Raw genomic sequence first — 24,943 nt, 5'->3', positions numbered from 1 at the left:
GTCAGGTAAGCGTCAAAAGAATTAGCTATCTGTGTGTATAGGTGGTATTCGGGCGATAGATTCGCACCCGGTCTTCTATAAAAGGTAAATAAGGATGCTATCAAAAATCGAGAAACAGCTGAATGAATCGCAGCGCGACGCGCTGATTACAGGCTACCTGACGTTTGTGGCACCGAACTTGAAAGACGCCGCCGGCCTAAAAATTGGCGACCAACAGGAACAGGTTACTGTCGAAGATTTGTATGAATATTTGTTAATCGATCCAAAAGTCGGCGATGAAGTTCAGACGAGCCGGGTCGCGCAGGCGATTGCGAGTGTGCAGGAGTATATGACGCGTATCATCAACGGTGTCGAGCCGGGATTTCAAGCAGTCGAGCCGTCAGTGGTTAAAGCTTGGCGCGAGACGGAGAACCAGTATGCGATTTGGGCCGCCAGCATAGATGTGCAGAACTACCCGGAAAATTATATTTCGCCGACCACGCGTCTGGAAAAAAGCCATTATTTTAAAGAGCTGGAGACGAAGCTGAATCAAAACCAGCTCGATCCGGACCGCGTACAAAATGCGGCGCTCGCATATCTGAACGACTTCGAGGCGGTCAGTAACTTGACTGTGCTTAGCGGTTACATCAATCAAGACGACTTAAGCCAAGCCATCTACTACTTTATCGGTCGGACCACAACCAAGCCGTACCGATATTACTGGCGGCAAATGGATTTGAAGAAGAATCGTAAAGACTACCAGGCGAAACCTGTTACGCCAAATTGCTGGAGCGACTGGCAGCCGATTAACTTACCACTCTCGGGTGATAATGTACTCGAGCATACGGTGCGGCCTGTATTTTACAACGATCGCTTATTTGTGGCGTGGGTTGAGCGCGACCCAACGCCGCAAAAAGGTGAGGATAATAAGAATACGAAAAAGCACGCCTATCGTGTAGTCTTCGGCTACAAGCGCTACGATGGCTCATGGACGGCGCCGAACAGCACGACCCTAGCGACTCGTCAAGACGACGATCCAGTTGATGGTAACGACATGCAGGAGTTCGAGCGTGCTGCACTAATGGTGGATGAAAAAGATTCATCATTTAAACTTAGTGACATTAATTTACTCGCGACGACTGATTACAGTATCGATCCGGCCGGCGTGACCGAAAGCAATCCGTACGGCCGACTGATGCTCAGTGTGTTCGTGCGAAATTTTATAAGCGGAAGCGATAAGGAAAAGAATGTCCCAGACGTATATGGCTATCTGTACTGTGATTCAGCCTTTAACCGTCGTGAATTGATGCCGCTGCTTAAAAAGCAGTTGTTCACCTCCTTTAAGGACAAGACCGACACGAAGACGCTGCAGTATGGGATTTACCAGGAAGAGTATGTAATCGAGAAGGTCGAACCCTACGGTGAGCATGAAGAGGCGCCCGATGGCTACAATATCCACTGCTCAAGTCGAGACGACCTTGGTGACTGGTGGAAAAAGATTTCGGGTCTTGTTGAGACGGAGACTGGTTCGACATCGCGCGTCTATATGAAGGACTCTCAGACGATGCGCATTGAGATGGCACTCACAGACGACTTTTTAAATGATTTTGAGTTCACTCGACAAGAAACTACTTTAGATAGTAATACGGGTTACGGTTTCTGTCGACCTGGCGGTTACGCGGGCGTGACTATACGCTATCATGATAACGATTCGTACACGTTTGAAGATACCGTATTTAAATATAATCCCGTTTTATTTTCTGGAGGGGGGTGAGCGATGAAACTAATGCTATTGTTTTTCCTGTTGATGAGCTTGAGGCTACGGGTGATATAATAAATATTGATGTTAAATCAAATAAAATTAGATTTTCTGGGTCTGGTGAATATGCTGACAGTCTCGTTTTATCGGGACGGTCTCTGTCAAATAAATCCATGAAATATGCGATCGCTTGTAACTCATTGAAGCCGTTCTTCCAGGGCGGTGGTGTGAGCGACTGGCCCGCCTCAATTAAAAAATTTGATAAAACCGCTGAGATACGTAAATTCTTTGAGTTGATCCAAATTTGGACGCCCAAAGGCGGAAATTCTTGCTGGCGCAGCTCGGGCTATACGTACGAACTCAAGGCTAATTCGAAAGCAGCACATTTTTCTCACGAATACACGCTATCTGAAAGCGACTTTACAGAGAGTGAGCGCTATCTGAGTGTTAAATTAAGCGTAAAATGGGATCACATCAAACACTTCTCCGGAGAGACGGGTACTCAATGTGGCGTCTGGAAGTGGTTCAAAGTCTACGTTGAAAAGCGGGACGTCGACGCGCCGGCCAATCTGCCGCAGTTGAAATCACGCTATGACAGCAAGCGCGGTCTGGTTCAGTACTTAGATTTTTGCGACACTTCGCTACCAGCTAAAACACGCCTGAATACGACTTTCGTGCGTACGCTGATTAAGAAGGCAAACCAAGGCCTCGATAGCTTGCTCGATTATGCGTTGCAGGCTAACGCCTCACTTGAGGCGGACCTCGTGACCGACGGTAAAAGTGAGGCGATGGACTTTAATGGCGCCAACGGCTTGTATTTCTGGGAGTTATTTTTTCATATGCCGTTTCTGGTGGCCACGCGCTTTGCAAGTGAACAGCAATTCGATCTGGCGCAAAAGTGGTTGCATTACATCTTTGATCCGTCGGCGCGTAATAAAGGTGAGGACTCAGATTCAGGCGTTACCCCGCCCGATTACTGGAACGTGCGACCGTTGATGGAGCACAACGGCGATTTATCACGCTTGCTGGCCGATTCGCTGGATCCTGACACCCAAGCGTATGCGAACCCTGAGGTGTATCAAAAGGCGGTGTTTATTGCCTATGTCCGCAACCTGATCGCGCAAGGCGATGCATGGTATCGTCAGCTGACCCGTGATGGACTGACGCAAGCACGCGTCTATTACAATTTCGCGGCGGAGCTGCTTGGTCCCCGTCCTGACGTGTCGATCAGCAGCAACTGGCAAGCACGGTCACTGGGCAAACTGGCGGAAAAAGAACCTATTGAAAATTCCGCTATACGTCGGTTTGAGCATACGCTTGATCCTACCGTCTTGCCGGCCCTGCCGGGTCGCTATACGAGCTATTTGAGTTCGGCTGACAACCCGTATTTCACCGAGCCACTGAACACGCTGATGCTCTCGCATTGGGATACGCTCGAGGCGCGCCTGTATAACCTGCGCCATAACTTGACCGTGGATGGCAAGCCGTTGTCGCTGCCGCTGTACGAAGCGCCAGCTGATCCGGTTGCGCTGTTGAGTCAGCGTGCTCAGGCCGGTACGCTGAGTGCAGGGGTGAGTGGCGCGATGCAGATTGTGCCGCCGTATCGATTCAGCGCGATGCTGCCGCGTGCCTACAATGCTGTCGCGACACTCAGTCGCTTTGGCGAGACGCTGCTCAGCTTACTTGAGCGCAGCGAGCGCGCGGGCCAGGAAGAGCTGGCACAACAGCAACTGCTTGATATGTCTAGTTACGCGATCACGCTGCAGCAGCAAGCGATCGACGGTCTAGTGGCCGACCGCGCGGCGCTGCAGGCGAGTCAGGTTACCGCGCAACTGCGCCATGATCGCTACTATGCGCTGTATCAAGAGAATATCTCCGATGCCGAGCGAAAAGTGATGGATACACATACGCTTGCGCAGGGCTTTTTTGTCGGCGCACAGGGAGTACAAACTGCAAGCGGCGTGGCCAAGGAAATGCCCAACATTTTCGGCATGGCGGACGGAGGTTCTCGCTACGAGGGCGTGACCGAGGCGGTGGGCGGCGTGATGCAATTACAAGGTCAAGTCGCGACGCTGATCGCCGAGCGTTTGGCCACAGCGGAAGGTTATCGACGTCGGCGTCAAGAATGGCAGATCCAGTACGAGCAGGCGCAAGCGGAAGTCGATGCATTGACTAAGCAGCTCGATGCACTAGTGATTCGCGAAAAAGCGGCCCGCACTGCATTGCAGCAAACGCAGGCGCAGATGAAGGCGATGCTGACCTATCTCAAATCGCGTTTTACGCAGGCGACGTTGTATCAGTGGTTGTCTGGCCAGTTGGCTGCCCAGTACTATCAGGCGTATGACGCGGTGGTCTCGCTGTGCTTGTCTGCGCAGGCGTGCTGGCAATATGAGATGGGAGACTTTAGCACTAGATTTGTGCAGACCGGTACATGGAACGACCACTATCGAGGCCTGCAGGTTGGAGAGACTTTGCAGTTGAACCTACACCAGATGGAGGCGGCGTATCTGGCGCGGCACGAGCGGCGTTTAGAGATTACGCGCACCGTGTCATTGAAGAAACTACTAGGTGACTTTGAGATACAGAGAGACAAAAAGGGCTGTTTTGTATTTGACCTAGAAGAAGAATTGTTTGATAAAGATTATCCAGGTCATTACCTGCGTCAAATTAAATCCGTGTCCATTACTTTGCCAACATCGCTAGGCCCGTACCAGGATGTGAAAGCAACACTAACGCAAACGAAAAGCAGCACGTTGCTGCAGGCCGATCTGAATGGCGTGAAGTATTTGATTAAGAAAGGTAAAGATGGCACGGCCGACGCTATTATCACCAACCTGCGTGCGAGTCAGCAGATTGTGCTATCGTCCGGCTTGAACGACGCTGGCCAGTTTGAATTGAACTTTAGCGATGAACGTTACTTGCCGTTCGAGGGGACGGGGGCGGTGTCCAGTTGGGTGCTGAAGTTTCCGCGTCCTGATAAATCGACACAATCCGATCTGTTGACTAAACTTGACAACGTAATCGTGCATGTGCGTTACACTGCACTGGATGGCGGAGAGAGCTTTGCGCAAGGCGTGGAAAAGCTGTTGAATTAATCGATTAAGCGCTGATCAATGCACAGTTATGCCGGGACAATTGCCTTTGTGTAATGGTCCCGGTTTCCTACCGACTACTGACACAGTGGCTGGCGCACTCGCGCTAGCTACTTTGAGGAAGCAACCGATTATGCAGATGGATTCGACTGTTTCCATCCAGACTCCGTCTTTACCCAAAGGAGGCGGAGCCATTCAAGGCCTGGGCGAGTCCCTGAATCTAGGCGGCCCCAGCGGCACCGCTTCGCTGACGCTGCCCTTGCCGATTTCTGCGGGCCGGGGTTACGCACCCGCACTGACCCTCGCGTACAGCAGCGGCAATGGCAATGGGCCGTTTGGTATTGGCTGGGACGTGGGGTTGAGTGCGATCCGCCGCCGTACCAGTCGAGGCGTGCCCCAGTACGATGGCACCGACACGTTCATTGGGCCGGACGGCGAAGTGCTGGAGCCGGAACGGGATACGTCCGGCAACATTCAAATCACCCAATATTCCACATTTCGAGATAAGCCGCTCAATGCGACTTTCACGGTGACACGCTATTATCCGCGCATCGAGGGCGCATTTCATCGCATTGAGCGCTGGCAGAAACAAGACGTGGACTTTTGGCTAATCCACAGCGCCGACGGTCAACTACACTGTTTGGGCAAAACCGGCCAGGCGCGTATCGCTGACGCCGCTTACCCCAATGCGCGGATTGCTCAGTGGCAGATTGAAGAATCGCTGTCGCCTACCGGCGAACATATCCGTTACGTGTACGAAAGCGCTCAATCGGCCGGGATCGTGGATAATGATGGGCGCGATACCAAAGCAAATCGGTATTTAACACGCGTGCATTATGGAAACCAGGCTGCTTACGATGGCTTATACACGTGGGCCGATTTATACCGCAACACGGAAGACCAGCCACAAGACAGTATCAACTGGCTCTTTACGCTAGCGTTCGATTATGGCCAGCGCGGCATAGACGCACGCATCCCACCGTCGTTTGACGACAAAAGCCAAGCCTGGCCACCTCGGCTAGATCCTTTTTCGCACTACCGCTATGGGTTTGAAGTGCGAACGCATTATTTGTGCCGCCAGGTGTTGATGTTTCATCATTTTGGGCCGGAACAAGGCGAGCCGAACACGCTGGTGAGCCGATTGTTGCTCGAATATGATGAAACGCCCATCATGAGTTGTTTGCAGGCCGCGCAGCGCTTGGCCTATGAGCCGCAAACATCTGCTTTACAAGAACTGCCGCCGCTGGAATTGGGCTACACGGCTTTTGCTCCTCTGCCTGCTGCGCCTGAATGGCAGCCATGGCCGATGCCAGAAGGACCAAACCAGTCTCCCTATCAGCTCGTGGACCTGTACGGTGAAGGGCTGCCCGGCATGCTGTATCGGGCCGGCACCGACTGGCGTTATCGTCCGCCGGTGCGAGATGCTCAAAAGCCAAAGCAGCCCGATGCCGTCACTTACGATGCTTGGCAGTCGTTGTCGCAGGTGCCTGCGCTGCAGGGGCAGCATGCGACGCTGATCGATATCAATGGCGATGGCCGGCTCGAATGGCTGGTGACGCCTCCAGGCGGGCCGTTTGGCTATTACACGTTGAGTGCAGATCGCAACTGGTCAGCTTTTACGCCGCTCACGCAATGGCCGATTGAATACCTGCACCCACAGGCAACACTGGCCGATTTGCATGGCGCGGGCCTGCCGGATTTGGCGATGATCGGGCCTAAAAGCGTGCGTCTGTATACCAACCAGCGCACTGGATTTAGCACCGCATGTACGACGCCACAGGATCACGCTGGTTCGCTACCGATTCGCGGGCGTGATGAGACTGAACTCGTTGCGTTTAGCGATGTGCTCGGCTCAGGCCAGGGGCATCTAGTTAGCGTGCGCCATGATCAGCTCACATGCTGGCCCAATTTAGGCAATGGTCGGTTCGGCGCGCCGTTGACGTTACGCAGCTCCCAACCGTTTGATGCAGAACAGACGTTTGACCCACGCCGGGTCTTCCTGGTGGATGTAGATGGCTCAGGCGCGGCTGATCTTGTGTATGCACAACCGAACTGTCTGCGCCTATTCTTTAACGAGTCCGGCAATCGGTTTGCTGAGCCAATCGAGCTTAAATGGCCGGATGGCGTGCACTACGATGATCTGAGTCAGCTCAGCTTCGCCGATGTGACGGGCCAAGGCACCACCAGCGTGATTCTGAGCCAATTATATTCGGGACCCGATCTCGCGCCGCAGCACTGGCGTTATGACTTCGCGCCAGCCAAGCCTTATTTGCTCAATGCGGTGGACAATAACCGAGGTGCCCAAACCACCTTTGAATATCGCAGCTCGGCGCAGGAATGGCTCGATGAAAAGCAGGAGCTAAAAAACGAGGTGCTTAGTTTTCCGTACCCAGTGCATGTTACCTCGCGTCTGCTCGGTGTGGTAGACAATGACGAAGACGCCCAGACCACCTTTGAATATCGCAGCTCGACGCAGGAATGGCTCGATGAGAAACAGGCGCGGAAAAATGGGATGCCCGGCTTGCCTTTTCCAGTGCATGTTGTCTCGCGCATCACCCATACGGACGCGATTACCGGCAAACAGTTGACGCAATGCCATCGCTATCGCAAAGGGTTCTATGACGGTCGGGAGCGAGAATTTCGCGGGTTCGGCTATGTGGAGAGCATCGATAGCGCGCCTGCGTCAGCCACTCACGGCAACGATGACGTGCAGCCGCCACCGTTGCAGACCCGGAGTTGGTATCACACTGGTCAGCAAAACGATGAAAACAGCTTGTATGGTGCGCCTTATAAAGACAGCTCGGCGTTCACGGTGGGAGCCACGTGGCTGACCTGCTTTGACGGTCACCAAGATGTTGACCTGGTCCCATCTCCCGAGCAGACATGGTGGTTATATCGGGCGCTGAAGGGTCACTTGTTGCGTCAGGAAGTCTACGGTCTGGGCCAAGCTGGCCACGCGTTCACACCTTACAGCGTCAGCGTATCGCGTTATCAAGTCAGAGAGCAGCAGTCAACACCGACGAGCGGGCACTCTTCGGCTGTGCCGGTTGCGTTGCCGTTGGCGCTGGAGCATACGACTTATACGTACGAGCGCATCGCGCTGGATCCGGTAGTCAGCCAAAGCGTGCAACTGCAGTACGATGCGTACGGGTATCCGACCTGCAGCGTCACGATTCAGTATCCGCGCCGATTACAGTCAATTGATTCGAGCAACAATCCTTATGCTGACACAGCGCTGCCATCGATCAGCTTAAGCAGCATTTTTGATCCGCAGCAACAGGTGTTGCGTCTGCAAGAGCACCGTAGTGCCTATCTGCATCAGGACAAGCCGGATACGTGGCGGATAGGGTTGCCACATCAAGCACGTCAAAATGCGCTGGCGTTTTCTTCAGCGCAGGTGCCGCCGGGCGGGCTGTATCGCGAGAACCTCGGTACCTTGCTGGGCGCTGATCAGCCGCGCGTGCTGATCGGCCAAAATGTGGTGCACTACACAGCGGGGCTGCCTGACGTCGTCAAACTGGTTGCGTATCACGAAACCGCGGTACTGGATCAGGACAGCGTCAAAGCCTACGCGGACAGCCAGTTTGGCGAAACAATTGAAACGCTGTTGCAAGGGCAAGGCGGGTATTGCAAGGGCCAATACGTGCTGTCCGTGCCCGGCCAAGATGAAGCGCGGACAGCACCATTGTGGGTCAGCCAACACAGCTTGACGACCTATGCGCCACCCGATCAATTCTATCGTCCGATTACGCAGCAAAGCACGAAGCTTACCGGCGTTACCACGTACACCTACGATCGGTATAACTGCTGTCTGATCCAGACGAAAGATGCGCTGCAAAACGAGGTACAAGCTGAATACGACTATCGTTTCCTGGCTCCGAAAAGCATTATTGATATCAATAACAATGTTCATGAAGTGCAGTTTGATGCGCTAGGCCGGGTGATCGGCAGCACCTTCTATGGTGAAGAGCTTGGCGGGTCGGATGGCTCTCAGCCCACTAAGGTCGGATTTGAGTCGGTCTCGAAAGCGCCCGTGTCGGCGGGCTGGACGGTGACTGAGGCCATCGCTACTGCGTTAAAAAAAGAAGCACAGCAGTTCGAAGGTGCAGGTGAGCCAGCGCAATTACTGGCCGCGATCAGCGTCTACGATGCATTAAGCTGGATGGGCAACGCGTGTGAGTTGTCGATCAACGGGCAGAAGATTAAAGAGACGAATCTTTGGCAAACGCTCATAGCGCTGCGCTTTATCACCGTATCCGGCGCGGTGCGTGCCCGAGGCTGGCAATGGGCGGAGTCGGATGACACTGTCGAAGGACTGTCCGAGGACCTGCGCCGTCTACTAAAGGCTTTGCCACGTTGGCCCGCCCACGGTGCGACATTAACCGCGGATGCATATCCGCCTATTGAGTCGCAGCCGAAGGTCAAGCAACAAATCCATATCATCGTCGCTTATACGGACGGCTTCGGGCGCGCGCTGCAAACTGCGACGCGCGTGCCAGCGGGTAATGCCTGGCAACGGACAGGCGACGGTGAACTGGCCGCTGAGACAGATTCCAAAACTCCCGTTTGTGCGCCAGCCAACCCCCGCTGGAGCGTGACGGGCCGGATCGAATACAACAACAAAGGTCAGCCGATGCGCGTGTACCAGCCGTATTTTATAAACGATTGGCACTATGTGGCGGACCGCGCGCTGCGTGCTGGTGGTTATGCCGATACGCATTGCTATGACGCGCTGGGGCGCGAGGTGCGGGTCGTGACAGCGAAAGGCTATGAGCGGCGCAACCATTATTTTCCGTGGTTCACGATTGCCGAGGATGAAAACGATACCGGCGTTCTGCCAGCGCCAGAAGAGGAGCTACGCGATGCCTGAGACACTTCATAGTGGTACGCCGACGATTACGGTCACGGACAACCGCGGTTTGATGGTGCGCACCGTGCAGTACAGTCGTGAGAAACTGGGCAGCCCGCTGGACGAACGCATCACCGCAACGACTTATTCGCCAGCGGGTTTGGTGCAACGCCAGACAGACCCGCGCTTGTTCGCGCAATCCGATCCGTCGGTTGCCAATTTTAACTACGGCCACGATTTGCTGGGCCACACGTTGTGGACCCGTAGCGTTGACGCGGGCGAGCACTGGAGCGTGTTAAACAGTGAAGGGCAGCCAATCGCGCAACAAGATGCGCGTGGCACGGTGACTCGCACCGAATACGACAGCCTCGGGCGGCTCACGCAAGCCATCGAACAGCTCACCGGTCATGATCCAATTGTGCTGACCAAATTGACTTATGGTGATGCAGATAATAATGATCCGGAGAAAAAAGTCGCCGCGCAGCGGGCCAATCTGTGCGGTGTGGTGAGTCAGCAGTGTGACACGGCCGGGCAATTGACGACACCCGGCATGACCGTGACTGGCCAGCCGCAAGCGCAGCTTCGCCGTTTACTCAAGGCGACGCAAGGCGACGCTGATTGGGGGGCGGCAATGCCACCTGACCTGGAGATAGACGCCTACACGACAGCCTGGGCCTATAACGCGTTGGGCCAGCCACTGACACAGATTGACGCGATAAGCAATGTGCAGCAGTCAACTTATGATGTGGCAGGCCGACTCGCATCAGTTAAGCTGAAACAAAAACAGGACACAAATTTTAAAACGCTGCTCGCGTCGATTCAGTATAGCGCACAAGGTCAACTCGAGCGCGAGGCGGCGGGCAATGGCGTAACGACGACCTACACGTATGATCCGAAAACGCTTCGCTTGATGCAGAGCCAGGCGAAAGATGGTAACGGTACAGTTAGGCAGCAGCTGGCCTACGAATATGATCCAGTGGGAAATATTGTAAGCGTTGAAGATCAAGCGATCGCGCCAGCGTTTTTTAATAACGAGCAAATTCAAGCCAAAGCTACATACGCATACGATTCACTGTATCAGCTGGTGCGTGCGACGGGACGAGAGCAAACGGACGCGCAGCAGTCTAGCCAATTGCCACCACTAATCCATCCGCCTTCGCCAGGCACACGAACTAATTACACTCGAACTTATACGTATGATCGGAGTGGTAATTTGATTGGTATCTGCGGTGAGCGGGGCAGCCGTTTTACGCAAAATATGGCGATTGCGCAGGGTAGTAATCGACTCGCAGCGGTCACGGGTTCAGGCCTACAAGCGGGCAATACTATCAGTAATATGCAATATGATGCCAATGGCAATCCGGGTGCGTTAGGCACTAATGTCCTGAAACAGCTGCAGTGGGATGGACGCAACCAACTGCGTCATGTGATCATGCTCGAACGCACGGGTGGGGCGCCAAACGATGAAGAGTGGTACCAATATGACGGCAATGGGCAGCGGGTTAGGAAAACCACGTCTACGTTAGCTAAGGAGGAGGACCAATCCCAGCATACCGACGAAGTGATCTATTTGCCTGGGCTGCAATTGCGCCGACGCTTTAACATAAAAAATGATGTTGTCGAGGAATTGCATATCGTCACGGTTCAAGCAGGTCGTGCTCAGATACGCGTGCTGCATTGGAATAAAGGCCAGCCAGGTAAAATAGAAAACAATCAAATTCGCTATAGCCTCGATAATCATTTGGGCTCTAGTGTGATGGAGCTTGATCAAAACGCACAATTGCTGACGTATGAAGAATATTATCCATATGGCGGCACGGCGGTGTGGGCGGCGAAAAGCGAGCTTGAAGCAAAATACAAAATTATCCGCTATTCGGGCAAAGAGCGCGACGCGACTGGACTGTACTATTATGGCTTCCGGTATTACGCGCCATGGCTAGGGCGATGGCTAAATCCTGATCCGGCAGGAACGATCGATGGTTTGAATCTATTTATGATGGTGAGGAATAATCCAATATCTTTGTATGATTTACATGGGAACAATTCTAAGCCATTTGATTTTAATTTTATTGTCTTGGCGAAAGGGGATAACGATAGCTATAAATTGGCGGAAAGGTTATTTAATAAGCCATCTTTAAGAGATAAGGCAATTTTATTGGAGTGGAACCCGAGAATGGAGGATAGGGGGGATAGTAATTGGAACCCAATGGATGATGGTAAGTGTGGGTCATTGAGGTATATTAAAGGAAGGACGACGAATATACCGCTGCTCGGAGAAAATACAAGATTATATTTTGTTATGCATGGTACCATTGGTCCTCGTGACCGTGGCTTTGATGATCATCCTGATTATCTAAAATATAACATTGTTAACTGGAATCCAGCTGAAAAAATCAAGGGATTTCATGGTGGGAGCCCCAGGTTTGATGATCTCTTTGAGAGAGAAGGTTTCCGCTCATTTGTAAAGGCGATGGGAAAAACAGATTTGCTAAAAAGGCTGGGTTTCCCGGAGAGGGAGAAGGGCGAGATAAGAAATATAGGTAGAATAAGTATTGTTGCTTGCAATGCGATATCCCCTGATAAATCGCATGGTTTTGCGGTTCAATTATATAATGAATTTTCTAGAAGAAATATTTCTACAGAGGTGTCGGTAAGACTTGGACCTGTTTGTATAGGGGAGGGTGGTGAGAAATATGTGGCGCAATATTCTGAGCGCCTTAAAAATAAGGAGTGGGTTCGTGTTAAAGGAAATGGGCAATTAAAACATGTTTTAGGGGGCAATCGTAATCAAGGCGTCACTCTTAGTCACGGTGAGCCTATGGAATGGGAGTAAATGGATGGCCGGAGTTAGCGAAAGTTTGAGGGGCGATATGTGCGGGGGCGCAATGTTATATACGCGGCGACCGCGGCAGTTGTCGTGCCGGTGAAAAGCTATAAGTGTCACAACAGCTATTTTTAGTGCTTTACAATTGCCCAAGATGAAAATTACACCAGTGATAAAGCTGTGGGACAACAATAGGGACCACCTAACGTGACTGACACACACTATACAGGCACGCCGACGATTACCGTCACCGACAATCGCAAGCTTGTAGTACGCACGCTGCAATACAACCGTACCAAGCTAGCAGAGCCAGTCGATGAACGCATTACCACAACCACTTATTCTGCCGTAGGGTTACCACTGAACCAGACCGACCCGCGTCTCGGACAACTGCCAGCTAATATCGATGACACGCCACTTGCAAATTTTCGCTACAGTCATGATCTTGCTGAGCGGCCGCTGCTGACCGACAGTGTGGATGCTGGAGCGCAATGGTGTTTGTTCGATATCGAAGGCCGCCCGATCTGGCAACAAAATGCGCGCGGCACATTGACCCGCACCGAGTACGATAGCCTCGGACGACTCTCGAGGGTGACTGAACAGCAAGCTGGTCAGCCCGAGCCCATCGAGCTAACTCGCCTGATCTATGGCGACAACGATAGTGCACTGGATCGGGTCAGTGCGCAGTCGGCCAACTTGTGCGGTGTGGTCACGACCCAGCTCGACACCGCGGGAAAGCTCACGACGCCGGGTGTGACACTGACCGGTCAGCCGCAGGCGCAGACTCGACAACTGTTGGCGAACCCGGAAGAAGATCCGAATTGGAGCATGACGCCACCACCCGAGCTCGGGACTCAAGCCTATACCACTGCTTGGTCCTATAATGCGCGGGGCATGCCGCTGACGCAGACCGACGCGATGGGTAACCTCCAGGCGACAGACTATGATGTTGCTGGCCGACCGGCTGCCATCCATTTGACACCAGTAGATGGTAACGCGCAGATGCTGCTTGCGTCGATCAGTTATAGTGCGGCCGGTCGAGTGAAAGCCGAAACTACTGGCAACGGTGTGACCACGACCTACGGCTATGAGCCGCAAACTCAGCGGCTGATCAGTATTGTCACGCAACGGCCAAACATGGATCGCCAGGGCCGGCTTCGCGCAGTTTATCTACAAAATATCCATTACACATATGACCCGGTTGGCAACATCATCGGTAGCGAGGACACGGCTCAGCCTGTTGGTTACTATCGTAACCAACAGGTCGGTGCTCAACATACGTACCAGTATGATGCGTTGTATCAGCTGATTTTTGCCAGCGGACGCGAAAATGCAAATGCCGGGGCTCAGACGGCGGCGAATTACCCGCTGATTCCGCTGCTGCAGGATGCCGCGCGATTGACCAACTACATGCGCCGCTACACTTACGACCGAGGAGGCAACCTCACGCAAATCCAGCACCAGGGCGCGAGCCCTTATACCCAGACGCTTGTGGTGTCGAATCGCAGCAACCACGCGGTGATGCAAAACAGCGCTGGCATGCTGAAACCGGCAGACATCGACCGGAAAGCGGAACCGTATTTCGACGCATGCGGCAATAGCTTGCAGCGGGGGCCAGACGTGGTGCAGCCGCTTGTGTGGAATGGTCGCAATCAGCTCAGTCAGGTGACCCAAGTCGTACGCGAATCCCTCGACGACCGGGAAACGTATCAGTATGACGGGGGCGGCATGCGGGTGCGCAAAGTGACGTACCGCTATGACAATGACGGCCAGACACAACAGCGGCAAACGGTCGTATATCTGCCGGGGCTGGAGCTACGCACCACCGAGACGCTGACGGACAATCACGACGCACGGTTGACGGAGGCCCTGCAGGTGATCACTGCAGGGCGATCGACTCAAGTTCAAATACGCGTGCTGCATTGGGATGCTGGTCAGCCTGATGACATCGAGAATGATCAGGTGCGCTACAGCCTAGGCAACTCCATCGGTTCGGTGACGCTGGAACTGGATGACAAGGCGCAGCTGCTGACTTGGGAAGAATACTATCCGTACGGTGGCACCGCAGTTTGGAGTGGCAAAAGCCAGAGCGAAGTGAAGTATAAATTTGTTCGTTATTCAGCCAAGGAGCGCGATGCGACCGGATTCTACTACTATGGCTTTAGGTATTACGCCCCTTGGATGGGAAGGTGGCTCAATCCTGATCCCGCTGGTACCGTCGATGGCCTCAATCTTTATCGAATGGTAAGAAACAATCCTATCCTGATGGCGGATATCAAGGGATTGGCGCCCGATACTGGAAAATATCAAATTGATGTCGGAATTAAAGTAAAGTTTTTGCTGAAAATAAAGGCATTCAAAACTAAAATAAAGGTTTTAGATAAAGAGGGCGGAAAATTTTCAAAGGCTGATAAGTTTAAGTTGGTTGAGGTCAATGATTTCCGTAGTGGGTTCATGCTGGGAGGAAAGGAATTCAAAGAGCAATTAATGGATTATAAAAGATTGTATGAAAGTTATGCGAGGATGTCTAATATGCCTGAGGGAGTTGCGGAAAATATACGTTTGGGAGAAGAGATATCCGGTTATATGATGAAATCTGCGGAAGGTATAATGCCAGACGAGGATCTATCTGAATACGATTTAAGTTGTCATTCCAATACGTCAGCAAACACTCATTTTTTTGCCCTTTTAAGCAAAGCGGACGAAATGAAGGTGCCTGGCAAAAGGGCTATATACGGCATGGCGGAATTAAAAACGTTTACAGAGAATAATAAAACGGAAGTTATATTTAATTATGCTTTGGCCCATCCAAGAGCGCAGCTGCATAATGCTAATTGTTTCGTGGAAAGCGTTTCGGAGGGTGATGATAATGAGAAGGAACTTAATATTAAAGGGGTGGGAACTTATTTGACGGTCAAATCCATAAAAAAGCTTTCAAAAAAATATAATATAAAATCAATTCAAACGGAGGCGATTAATGTTAGGTCTGCCGCAATTGCCCAAAAATTTGGAGCAAAATTTTTAAGGGCATAAAATAGGATACAGTAATTGAAGGCGGCCCCACCTCACAACTACCGCCCGCACCACGCCCTCGTCTTGTCAGCGGTGTGTTGACTATTGTGGTTGTGAGGCTATCCCCAATCAGGCCGTTCCGCTTAATCTTTGATACCCCAAAGCACGCCGATGTGCGCCTGGGTGAGCCGCTAACCGCCATCAGTCAGTCCATGTCTAGCGGTTCAAGCTCCGGGCAGCGACGGTAACGGCTCTGTTACCATTTCAGGCCTACGCCCTTCGCGCTACGCAGTGTCGGATCGTGGCGGGCCATATGCGGGGGATCCATGTTCAATCGCGAAGTCGTGCAGATCGTCGAAGTGCTGGGTCGTGCCACGCAGGGTATTACCCAACCATTCATCTGCCGGGGCGACGATAAGCAGCTATATTTTGTAAAGGGGCTTCATGCTGGGCGCCGGAGTCTGGTCGCCGAGTGGCTTGGGAGTGCGATGGCCGAGGCGTTCGGGTTACCCGTTGCACCGTTTCGGATTGCGCAGGTGGCCGACGAACTAATCAAAATCGGCCCTTCACATTTCGCCGAACTTGGCGCAGGCTATGCTTTTGCGTCCTGCGCGGTGCCAAACGCACTAGAGATGTCATGGACGCTGCTTGGCCATGTCGATCCCGAACTGCAATTGGACGTCATCGTGTTCGACTGGTGGATTCGGAACCAAGACCGGACGCTGACCGAGAAAGGCGGCAATCCAAACTTGCTCTGGGACCCGGGAGCAAGTCGGATGCTGGTGATTGACCAAAACCAGGCATTCGATCCCTATTTTGACCGCTCAGCCTTTCTCGAGCTTCACCCGTTCTCGCCGGTATGGCACAGAGTCTATGAGGACTTCGTGACCCGGCAGGTTTACAAGATGAGGATGCTAAACGCGCTCGAACAGTTCGAGTGCGCGTGCGATAAAATGCCAGCTTCGTGGTCTATCGTCGGTGACGACGTGCCGCTCGGGTTCACGCCCGACGAGGCATACGGCCTGCTGCTTAGGTATTGCCACGAGGATTTCTGGAAACCATAATGAAACACGCGTGCCGTTACGCCATTGTCCGCTTCATGCCGTATTTGGAGACGGGTGAGTTCGCGAACGTGGGACTCCTGCTGATGAGCCCTACGGCGAGGTTTTTTGGTTTCCGCATGCTCGATAGCGTGCGGCGGGTGACTGCGTTCTTTGACGAACTTGACCCGAACATCTTCCGCCGTGCGAGGAAGACCTACCAACAAGAGCTGATGCGTATCGGCGCGTCTATCGAACATGCATTCTGCAACGTATCGTCCGGCGCGGGTCCGGACTATGCGAAATTCGCGTTCACCGAACTGGTGAAGCCGAGGCAGGCGATCATGTATGCCGACGCGGAACGGGCGGTTTTGGCGGAGGATCCAGCTGAGAAGCTGCTTGAGCTTTTTGATCACTATGTGGGCCGTGTGTTCGTGACCCGGGCCTATCAGGAGCGGGAAGTCGAAAAGGGCGTGCAGCGCATTCTGAAATCCGCAGAACTGGCTACGCTGTACAAACAGCAGGTGTTGATCGGTGATGACGCCTACCGTGCGAGGTTGCCGTTCGCGCGGATAAACGAGCGCGGCCAGGCGCTACGTGCGATTAAGCCGCTGTTTCTCGCGCATGACGACCCCTCACGGCTGTACGACCATGGCTGGGACTGGTTGGGCAAGGTCAAGAAGCTGCGTCGCGACGACAAGCTCATTGGCGACGTTATGTTTGCTGTCCGGCGTCCGGCAGAGGAATTTGGGCCGCATGCAGATGCTTTCGCCGATGTAAAGCAGGATTTGGAACGCGAGGATTTCATCTCAGTTGTATCTGACAGCGACGAACGTAGCATTCTTGCGTTTGCTCGCGACTGAGCTACAGATGGGTACCGGCGCCTCGGCCGTACCAGCCATAGGTGACTGGACTCGGCACGTCGCGCCCAAGCTTCAACGGCGGTCTTGGTATTGAAACTGTGAGACAGCGACAGCCACCTGCGTCGCCGAGTTTGTGCTTCCCAGTATTTTCCTCATTGCCGAATTGTTGCCATGCAAATGCGTCGCCAAGTGAACAGTGGCAAATTTGTGGCAAACAACCCGATTCAGGGAAGGACAGAAATCGAACGAGGAGGGTGTTCGATCGCCAGAAAGTAAGAAGGGCCGGCGTTTGCCGGCCCTTCCGATTCTGGTGGGTAGTACTGGGATCGAACCAGTGACCCCTGCCGTGTGAAGGCAGTGCTCTACCGCTGAGCTAACCACCCAAATGAGTCAGCGATTATGACAGGACTTGCGAGATCCGTAAAGTGCTTTTCACAGGTCCGGGCTGCGTTATCACTATCCGGTGCTCGACTGGTTCCGCAGTGGCGCCGACCTGCTCGCGCGTGGATCACGTGCGCATCCGCGAACACCGTACCGACGCGCGTGGCACGCCGCCGTATCACGCGGCAGCCGCGGGGGCGGTTTCGTTCACCCGCTGCGGCGGCTCCCGCCATACGCACGGCCCTTTGCGTGCTTTGTCGAGTTCGTTGAGTACATCCGCATGGGCGGCAAGCTCGTCATCGCTAGCACTGATAACGGGCAGCTCAAACTGGGCGAGCGACACGCGCGCCGTGGCTACCGACCCTGGGCCCGGCGTGTCGGCCAGCATGTCGATGACCAGACTTTCTTGGCCGCGCGTCATCGCTAGGTAGACGTCGGCCAGCAATTCCGCATCAAGTAGCGCGCCATGCAGCGTGCGGTGCGCATTGCTGATGCCGAAGCGCTCGCACAGCGCGTCCAGTGAGTTACGTTTGCCTGGAAACATCGCCTTGGCCTGCACCAGCGTGTCGATCACTTCGCCGCAATGATCGCAAAATGGCGGCAGCCCCAGCATCGCAAATTCCGCGTTGAGAAAGCCGATGTCGAACGGTGCGTTATGAATGATGATGCCGGCATCCTTGACGAAATCGCGCAGCGCATCGGCAATTTCCGCGAACTTCGGCTTGTCGCGCAGAAACTCGGTAGTCAATCCATGCACGGCCAATGCGCCGGGGTCGCTGTCGCGCTCCGGATTGACGTAAAAGTGTAGGTTGTTGCCGGTCAGTTGCCGGTTGACGATTTCGACGCAGCCGATTTCAATGATCCGGTCTCCGCCTTTGGCGTTCAGGCCAGTGGTTTCGGTGTCGAGAACAAGAAGACGCATGGTGGGATGGTGTGTTCAAAAAAGTTCAACATGCAGCGCGTGCGTACACGGCTCATGCTTGTTCGAGCGATGCCACGCCCCGGTTGGCCAGTGCGTCGGCTCGTTCGTTTTCCGGATGGCCGGCGTGGCCGCGGACCCAGCGCCATTCGATCTCGTGCAGCACGCTCAGCGCATCGAGACGTTGCCATAGATCGGCGTTCTTGACCGGTGTTTTCGCGGCAGTCACCCAATTCTTTTTCTTCCAGCCGTGAATCCATTCGCTGATGCCTTTTTGCACGTACTGCGAATCGGTATGGACGACCGCCTTGCAGGGCCGCTTTAGCGCCTCGAGGGCGGCGATCACGGCCATCAGTTCCATTCGGTTGTTGGTCGTTGAGCGCTCGCCGCCAAACAGCTCTTTTTCTTGCGCGCCGAAGCGCAGCAGTGCGCCCCAGCCGCCCGGACCCGGGTTGCCTTTGCAGGCGCCATCCGTATAAATTTCGATGAGGGTGTTGGATTCCATGAGTTCGTCGATAGGGGTGACACGCAAACGCCAGCGTACGCCGGCGTCGTTAGGGAGCGTTCGGTGCCGCAACCGGGTTCAGCGCCGGCGCGAGTGCCTGTTTTTTGACTTTGGCCGGACCGATCAGCCGCATACCATGCACCCGCTTGATCGCGGTGATCATGTATGTCGCGCCAAAAATCGGCCACCAGCGATCACCGGCTGCTTCCATGAATGCATACCGCGCGAGCCATGTCTCGGTGTTCACTGGCGGACGGTAGCAGCCGAAGCGGCCACGGTCCAGTTCGAAGCCGAGCAACTTGATCCAGTCCTTCATTCTCGTAAAGGCGATCAGGTCATGTGCCGCCGGCACGAACGCACGGCCGCCGCGGCGGCTGATCGACTGTCGCATGCCCCACAGGCTCAGCGAGTTGAAGCCGACAATCACGAGCCGTCCCTCTGGCACAAGGACGCGTTCGGCTTCGCGCAGTAGCCGATGCGGATCGCGCGTGAACTCGAGTGTGTGCGGTAGGATCAGCAAGTCCACGCTCTGCGACTCGAACGGCAGGTCCAGGAAATCGCACCAAAGCGTTTCGCGTTGCGGCGGTGCGTGGCGTTGGCCGGTATCGGCGGCGCCATGGCTGTTCTGGTCCGGCAATCGATAGGGCGCGCTCGCGCCGCTGGCTGCGTCCAGCACCAGGCCGCGGCATGGCATGCGGTTCTCGCGCAACGCATCAAGCTGCGGTAAGCCCAACTGCAGCGCGTAATAGCCGAACATGTCGGACACCAGGCGATCGAGTTGGCTTTGCTCCCACGCGAGCACGTATCGTCCCGGTGGTGATTCGGTCCAGGTTGGCCAGTCTATAATCGGTCGGTTCGACATTGTATCTATGGGTTCTGCGCGATGAACGTACCGTTGAAAGCCAGATCAGCCCGTGACGCCGGTGGCGGGTTGCAATACATCCCGGTTCCGGCATTTGAGGACAACTATATCTGGGTCATCTCGAACGGATGTGACGCTGCAGTGGTCGATCCTGGCGATGCCGCGCCGGTCGCCGACTTCCTGCAGCGACAAGGCTTGCGGCTGACCGCTATTTTACTCACCCACCACCATGCCGACCATGTCGGCGGAGTGGTCACGTTGATCCAGACGTGTGGCGCACACGGCCCGGTCCCGGTATACGGTCCGCGCAGCGAGGCCATCCAGGCAGTCACGAACCCGCTTGCGGGCGGGGATGAAGTCCGGATCGAGCCGCTCGGATTGGTATTGTCTGTGATCGACGTGCCCGGCCATACACGCGGGCATATCGCTTATTTCGCGGCGGCCGGCTCGGAACCGGTGCCGCACCTGCTGTGCGGCGACACGCTATTTGCCAGCGGCTGCGGGCGTCTGTTCGAGGGCACCCCACAGCAGATGCTGGCATCACTGGACGCGCTGACGGCGCTGCCCGATGCCACCGAAGTGCATTGCGCGCACGAATACACATTGTCCAATATCGCATTCGCGCTGGCGGTGGAGCCGGACAACGTCGACTTGCTCGCCTGGCGGGACCGGGCTCAGGGGTTACGCGCCGATGGGGTGGCGACTTTGCCGACTACGATAGGTCATGAGAAGCGTGTCAATCCGTTCCTGCGCGCCCATCTGCCGTCGATCCGACAGCAACTAGCCGACAAGCGGCAGGTGTACACGAGCGGGCGGCTCGACACTTTTACTGCGTTGCGTGAATGGAAGAACGTCTTTCGCTGACGCTACCCGCGTCGGTGGATCCGGACGTCATCACTTATCATAACGACGCCGCATGTCGAGACCCTCACATCGATGGCGGATTTCGCACGGGACCTGAAGAACAGGTCTCAACGCACGGATTTTGCAGGCTTTTTTACAGTTTTTAGGTTGACGCGACGCACGCGTTCTGCGTACTATCGGACCCAATTTTCCGGCGCCCCTTTGGAATCCGAGACGTTTAATGCGATTGATACTCAGCGCGCTGTTGACACTGTTGCTCGCCGCCTGCGCGAGCAGCGGCAAGCATACGGCACAACCCTCTCAACCGGCTTCCTCCGCGCTTTCCACTTCGCAGAACCTGCAGCTCGTCGAAGGCAATCCCATTCAGAAGCATGCCGCGCTGTCCTCGTCTAAGCACACCATCGACGTTGATCATGGCAGCGTGCAAGAACTGCAAGGCTCCGATGACTTGTGGAGCCGGATTCGCGCCGGCGTCCAGATCCCGGATCTGCAAAGCAATCTGGTCAACATGCAGACGAATTGGTACGCGCAGCGCCCCGACTACGTCGAGCGCATGACTGAACGCTCGAAGAAGTACCTGTATCACATCGTCGAAGAGCTTGAACAGCGGCGTATGCCAACGGAGCTGGCACTGTTGCCGTTCGTCGAGTCGGCGTTTAACCCGCATGCGCTATCGGTCGCGAAGGCCGCCGGCATGTGGCAGTTCGTACCCGGCACGGGCCGTACCTTCAAACTGAAACAGAACATGTTTCAGGACGAACGGCGTGACGTCGTCGCCTCGACTAGTGCGGCGCTCGATTATCTGACGAAGTTGCACGGCATGTTCGGCGACTGGTATCTGGCGCTGGCTGCTTACAATTGGGGCGAGGGCAGCGTAAAACGCGCGATTGCGCGCAACCTGGCACGCGGGCTGCCGACCGATTATCAAAGCCTGCCGATGCCGTCCGAGACGCGCAACTATGTGCCCAAGCTGCAGGCGGTGAAAAACATCGTAATGAACCCGCGGCAATATGGGCTGACGTTGCCGGATATTCCGAATCACCCGTACTTCGTCACGGTGACGACCGCGCGTGACATTGACGTCAAGGTAGCGTCCAAGCTTGCAGGCCTTTCGCTAGAAGAGTTTCGCTCGCTGAACCCCGGCTTCAAGCAACCGGTGATTCTCGGCGCATCGCAACCGCAGATTCTGCTTCCGTTTGAGAACGCGAATGTGTTTGAGCGCAACTTGAAAGCCTACGACGGCAACCTGTCGACGTGGAAGACGTACAAGGTGACCGAGCGTGCGACCCCGGCGGTGCTGGCCAAGAAAATCGGCGTCGACTTGGGCATGCTGATGGCGGTCAATAAGATTCCCGCCGGCATGCGGCTCAAGCCTGGCTCGACGCTGCTGGTGCCCAAGGACGATGGCGACGACGAGGATATCAGCGCCGACGTCGCGGAAAATGCGGTACTCGCGATGGAGCCGGAGGTGCCCGATACGCGCAAGATGTTGATCCGCGTGCGGCGCGGGCAGTCGATCGCGGCGGTGGCCCGGCGCTATGGCGTGACTGTCGCGCAGATTAAGGCATGGAACCATACGCGGCGCAACACGGTGATGGCGGGTCAGCGGCTGATATTGCACGTACCGGTCCGACGGGCGATCGTTAAAGAGATGTCGGCGCCGCGCGCGGGCCGCGTGGAGAAGTTTTCGGCGCGTGCGCAGAACAGGCGGGCCGTTTCGCGCTACGACGCGCGCAGGGGCCGTGCGAGCATCGTACGCGTTGCCGAGCCGGCTCGCAGCAAGGTAGGCAAGGTGAAGGCGGGCAAGGGGGCGGCGAAGTCGGCGGGCGCTGCCGCGTCTACCGGGGCCGGCAAGGCGGCGCCGGTGTCCGCCGGTCGGGCCAAGGCCGCGGTTGCGAGCCGCACTAAGACCGCGGGCGACGCGCGCAAACGCAAGGCAAAATAGGCGGCCCGTGCCGCATCGAGCGTATCGGTGTTCGGTACCACCTTCATTGTGGGCAACATCGGCTTTGGCGCGCTGGCCCACACATTCGAGCGCTGGGGCGTGTCAGTATATCGGTTCTCCGGCGTCACGATGGTGTTGTTCGTGCTGGTGCAGGGGCTCATTGCCGCCGTGCCGTTGCCGCCGATGGCGGTGTGGGCTGCCTACAGTGTATTGGGCAGCCCCGGCATTCTCACCTATGCCGTACTTGCCGAGCACTTTCCGGCGCGCCTGATCGGCCGCGTGAACACGAGTTTCACGTTGGTGATTTTGGGAGATCTTTGTACTGCAAGTGGCGATCGGCGCGGCGCTGGATCATTGGCCGGCGCGAGGCGGCCATTATCCGGCCCACGCACATCAATGGGTCTGGTTCGTGTTGGTCGTGGTGCAAGGGCTTGCCGCAATCGGATACTTCATGCTGGCGCTGCGATGCGCGGGCGGGAAGTGGGCTTGCGACAGGAAACGACCGGGTCTGCCGAGAACGCGCCGCGCCGAGATCCGGTTGAAAATGGACTAAAACTAAAGCGTGGCCGACAGTGGGTCGTTGGACCGATGGATTTTGAGGCAAGATCGGTTTCAAGCTATAATTTGAAAGTTTAAGTTAATCAACCCGCACCCTAGCGCCTACCTTTCCCAAACCGCTCGTCCGCCGCGCGCCCGATTCTATCGGAGCTGTCGCCCGCAGCGGGGCCGATTGTGCACGTCGTCCGTGAGCCGAATGGGCCCCGAGGCGGACAATGCGCCCCCCGGACAAGGACGGCAGGTCGGCAGCAGGGTGTCCCCGGAAGGAGCCCCCCGTGTTGCCGTCTTTTTCTCCCGCTCTGCTCGCGCTTGCCGATGGCACCGTTTTGCGCGGCTACTCGATCGGCGCCACCGGCCACACGATTGGTGAAGTGGTGTTCAATACTGCGATCACCGGCTACCAGGAAATTCTCACCGACCCCAGCTACGCGCGCCAGATCGTCACGCTGACGTATCCGCACATCGGCAATGTCGGTGTGAACGACGAAGACGTCGAGTCGGGCCGCGTCCATGCCGCTGGCCTGGTGATTCGCGATCTGCCGGTGCTGGCGTCGAATTTCCGCGCTCAGCGCACGTTGTCTGACTATCTGGCCGGCGAAGGCGTGGTCGCGATCGCCGGCTTGGATACGCGCTGCTTGACCCGCATTCTGCGCGAGCGGGGCGCGCAGAACGGCTGCATTCTCGTCGGGACCGACGAACAACAGGCGCTCGAGCTGGCGCGCTCGTTCCCGGGCCTGGCCGGCATGGATCTGGCAAAAGTCGTGTCGACGCACGCGCGCTACGAGTGGACCGAGACCGAATGGCGCCTAGGCGAAGGCTACCGGGCGCAACCAACGCCGCAGTACCGGGTGGTCGCGTTCGACTACGGCATTAAACGCAATATTCTGCGCATGCTTGCCGAGCGCGGGTGCCATGTCACCGTGTTGCCCGCCCAATCGAGCGTCGCTGACGCGCTCGCGCTGAATCCGGATGGCGTGTTCCTGTCCAATGGGCCCGGTGATCCGCAAGCATGCGATTACGCGGTCGCCGCGACGCGCGAATTGATCGAGCGCGGCGTGCCGACGTTCGGCATTTGCCTGGGCCACCAGATCATGGCGCTAGCTGTCGGCGCGAAGACGTTGAAGATGAAGACCGGCCACCATGGCGCCAATCACCCGGTCAAGGATCTGGACAACGGCAAGGTCGTGATCACCTCGCAAAACCACGGTTTCGCGGTTGACGCGTCGACGCTACCGGCCAACGCGAAGGTCACGCACGTCTCGCTGTTCGATGGCACGCTGCAGGGCTTCGCGCTGCAGGACAAGCCTGCGTTCTGCTTCCAGGGGCACCCGGAAGCGTCGCCGGGGCCGCACGACATCGGCTACCTGTTTGACCGGTTCGTTAGCCTGATCAACGCGAGCAAGGCCGGCCGCAACTGCGCCACGAGCGCCGCATAGCACCGCGCGGCGGGCGGCTCATTGCCCCCGCTGCGCGTCAGTCGGCGTGCAGGCG

14 protein-coding genes and 1 tRNA gene are annotated in these 24,943 nt (G+C 55.7%); 11 read left to right on the top strand and 4 right to left on the bottom strand.

Annotation, left to right across the window (positions count from 1 at the left end; genetic code table 11):
• Positions 1-94: 94 nt before the first annotated feature.
• The 7 genes from RA167_RS08455 (at position 95) to RA167_RS08425 (ending at position 17,418) form a co-directional block, all read left to right on the top strand.
• Entirely contained in the window at positions 95-1,753 is a 1,659-nt protein-coding gene (locus tag RA167_RS08455) for a neuraminidase-like domain-containing protein (protein WP_076785208.1), read from the top strand.
• A complete protein-coding gene (locus RA167_RS08450) occupies positions 1,750-4,833 on the top strand; it encodes a hypothetical protein (protein ID WP_139336981.1) in 3,084 nt (1,027 codons plus the stop codon). The genes RA167_RS08455 and RA167_RS08450 overlap by 4 nt, the downstream gene beginning before the upstream one ends.
• 136 nt (positions 4,834-4,969) lie before the next feature.
• Positions 4,970-9,700, top strand: coding sequence for a SpvB/TcaC N-terminal domain-containing protein (locus RA167_RS08445; protein WP_175972403.1), 4,731 nt, complete (start codon positions 4,970-4,972; stop codon positions 9,698-9,700).
• Complete coding sequence (locus tag RA167_RS08440; protein ID WP_175972402.1) at positions 9,693-12,512, top strand: RHS repeat-associated core domain-containing protein; 2,820 nt, start codon at positions 9,693-9,695, stop codon at positions 12,510-12,512. Before RA167_RS08445 ends, RA167_RS08440 begins: the two co-directional genes overlap by 8 nt.
• 198 nt (positions 12,513-12,710) lie before the next feature.
• Positions 12,711-15,536, top strand: a complete 2,826-nt coding sequence (locus RA167_RS08435) for an RHS repeat domain-containing protein (RefSeq protein ID WP_076785204.1) — start codon at positions 12,711-12,713, stop codon at positions 15,534-15,536.
• A 305-nt stretch (positions 15,537-15,841) separates the two neighbouring features.
• On the top strand, positions 15,842-16,579 hold the full coding sequence (locus RA167_RS08430) for a HipA family kinase (protein ID WP_076785203.1): 738 nt from the start codon (positions 15,842-15,844) through the stop codon (positions 16,577-16,579).
• Entirely contained in the window at positions 16,579-17,418 is an 840-nt protein-coding gene (locus RA167_RS08425; RefSeq protein ID WP_076785202.1) for a DUF3037 domain-containing protein, read from the top strand. The genes RA167_RS08430 and RA167_RS08425 overlap by 1 nt, the downstream gene beginning before the upstream one ends.
• Before the next feature lie 308 nt (positions 17,419-17,726).
• On the opposite strand, the gene RA167_RS08420 is transcribed toward RA167_RS08425, so the two are convergent.
• The 4 genes from RA167_RS08420 to RA167_RS08405 all read right to left on the bottom strand — a co-directional run bounded on the left by RA167_RS08420 (position 17,727) and on the right by RA167_RS08405 (position 20,085).
• A tRNA-Val gene (locus tag RA167_RS08420) sits at positions 17,727-17,801 on the bottom strand.
• A 176-nt stretch (positions 17,802-17,977) separates the two neighbouring features.
• Positions 17,978-18,721, bottom strand: a complete 744-nt coding sequence (gene dnaQ, locus RA167_RS08415; protein ID WP_076785201.1) for a DNA polymerase III subunit epsilon — start codon at positions 18,719-18,721, stop codon at positions 17,978-17,980.
• A 52-nt stretch (positions 18,722-18,773) separates the two neighbouring features.
• A complete protein-coding gene (rnhA, locus tag RA167_RS08410; RefSeq protein ID WP_076785200.1) occupies positions 18,774-19,223 on the bottom strand; it encodes a ribonuclease HI in 450 nt (149 codons plus the stop codon).
• A 49-nt stretch (positions 19,224-19,272) separates the two neighbouring features.
• Positions 19,273-20,085, bottom strand: a complete 813-nt coding sequence (locus tag RA167_RS08405) for a class I SAM-dependent methyltransferase (protein ID WP_076785199.1) — start codon at positions 20,083-20,085, stop codon at positions 19,273-19,275.
• 21 nt (positions 20,086-20,106) lie between these two features.
• Between RA167_RS08405 and gloB the strand changes: the two genes are divergently transcribed.
• From gloB to carA, 4 genes are all read left to right on the top strand, one after another.
• Positions 20,107-20,949 (top strand): hydroxyacylglutathione hydrolase, encoded by an 843-nt coding sequence (gene gloB / locus RA167_RS08400; protein ID WP_076785198.1) that lies wholly within the window; start codon positions 20,107-20,109, stop codon positions 20,947-20,949.
• Positions 20,950-21,169: 220 nt separating this feature from the next.
• Positions 21,170-22,894, top strand: coding sequence for a transglycosylase SLT domain-containing protein (locus tag RA167_RS08395; protein WP_076785197.1), 1,725 nt, complete (start codon positions 21,170-21,172; stop codon positions 22,892-22,894).
• Positions 22,895-22,921: 27 nt separating this feature from the next.
• Positions 22,922-23,530, top strand: a complete 609-nt coding sequence (locus RA167_RS08390) for a hypothetical protein (protein WP_076785196.1) — start codon at positions 22,922-22,924, stop codon at positions 23,528-23,530.
• A gap of 197 nt (positions 23,531-23,727) precedes the next feature.
• Complete coding sequence (gene carA / locus RA167_RS08385; RefSeq protein WP_076785195.1) at positions 23,728-24,888, top strand: glutamine-hydrolyzing carbamoyl-phosphate synthase small subunit; 1,161 nt, start codon at positions 23,728-23,730, stop codon at positions 24,886-24,888.
• Positions 24,889-24,943 lie beyond the last annotated feature (55 nt).

The sequence above is a fragment of the Mycetohabitans endofungorum genome, from assembly GCF_037477895.1.
Lineage (GTDB): Bacteria > Pseudomonadota > Gammaproteobacteria > Burkholderiales > Burkholderiaceae > Mycetohabitans.
This window is presented reverse-complemented; position numbering and strand designations above follow the sequence as displayed.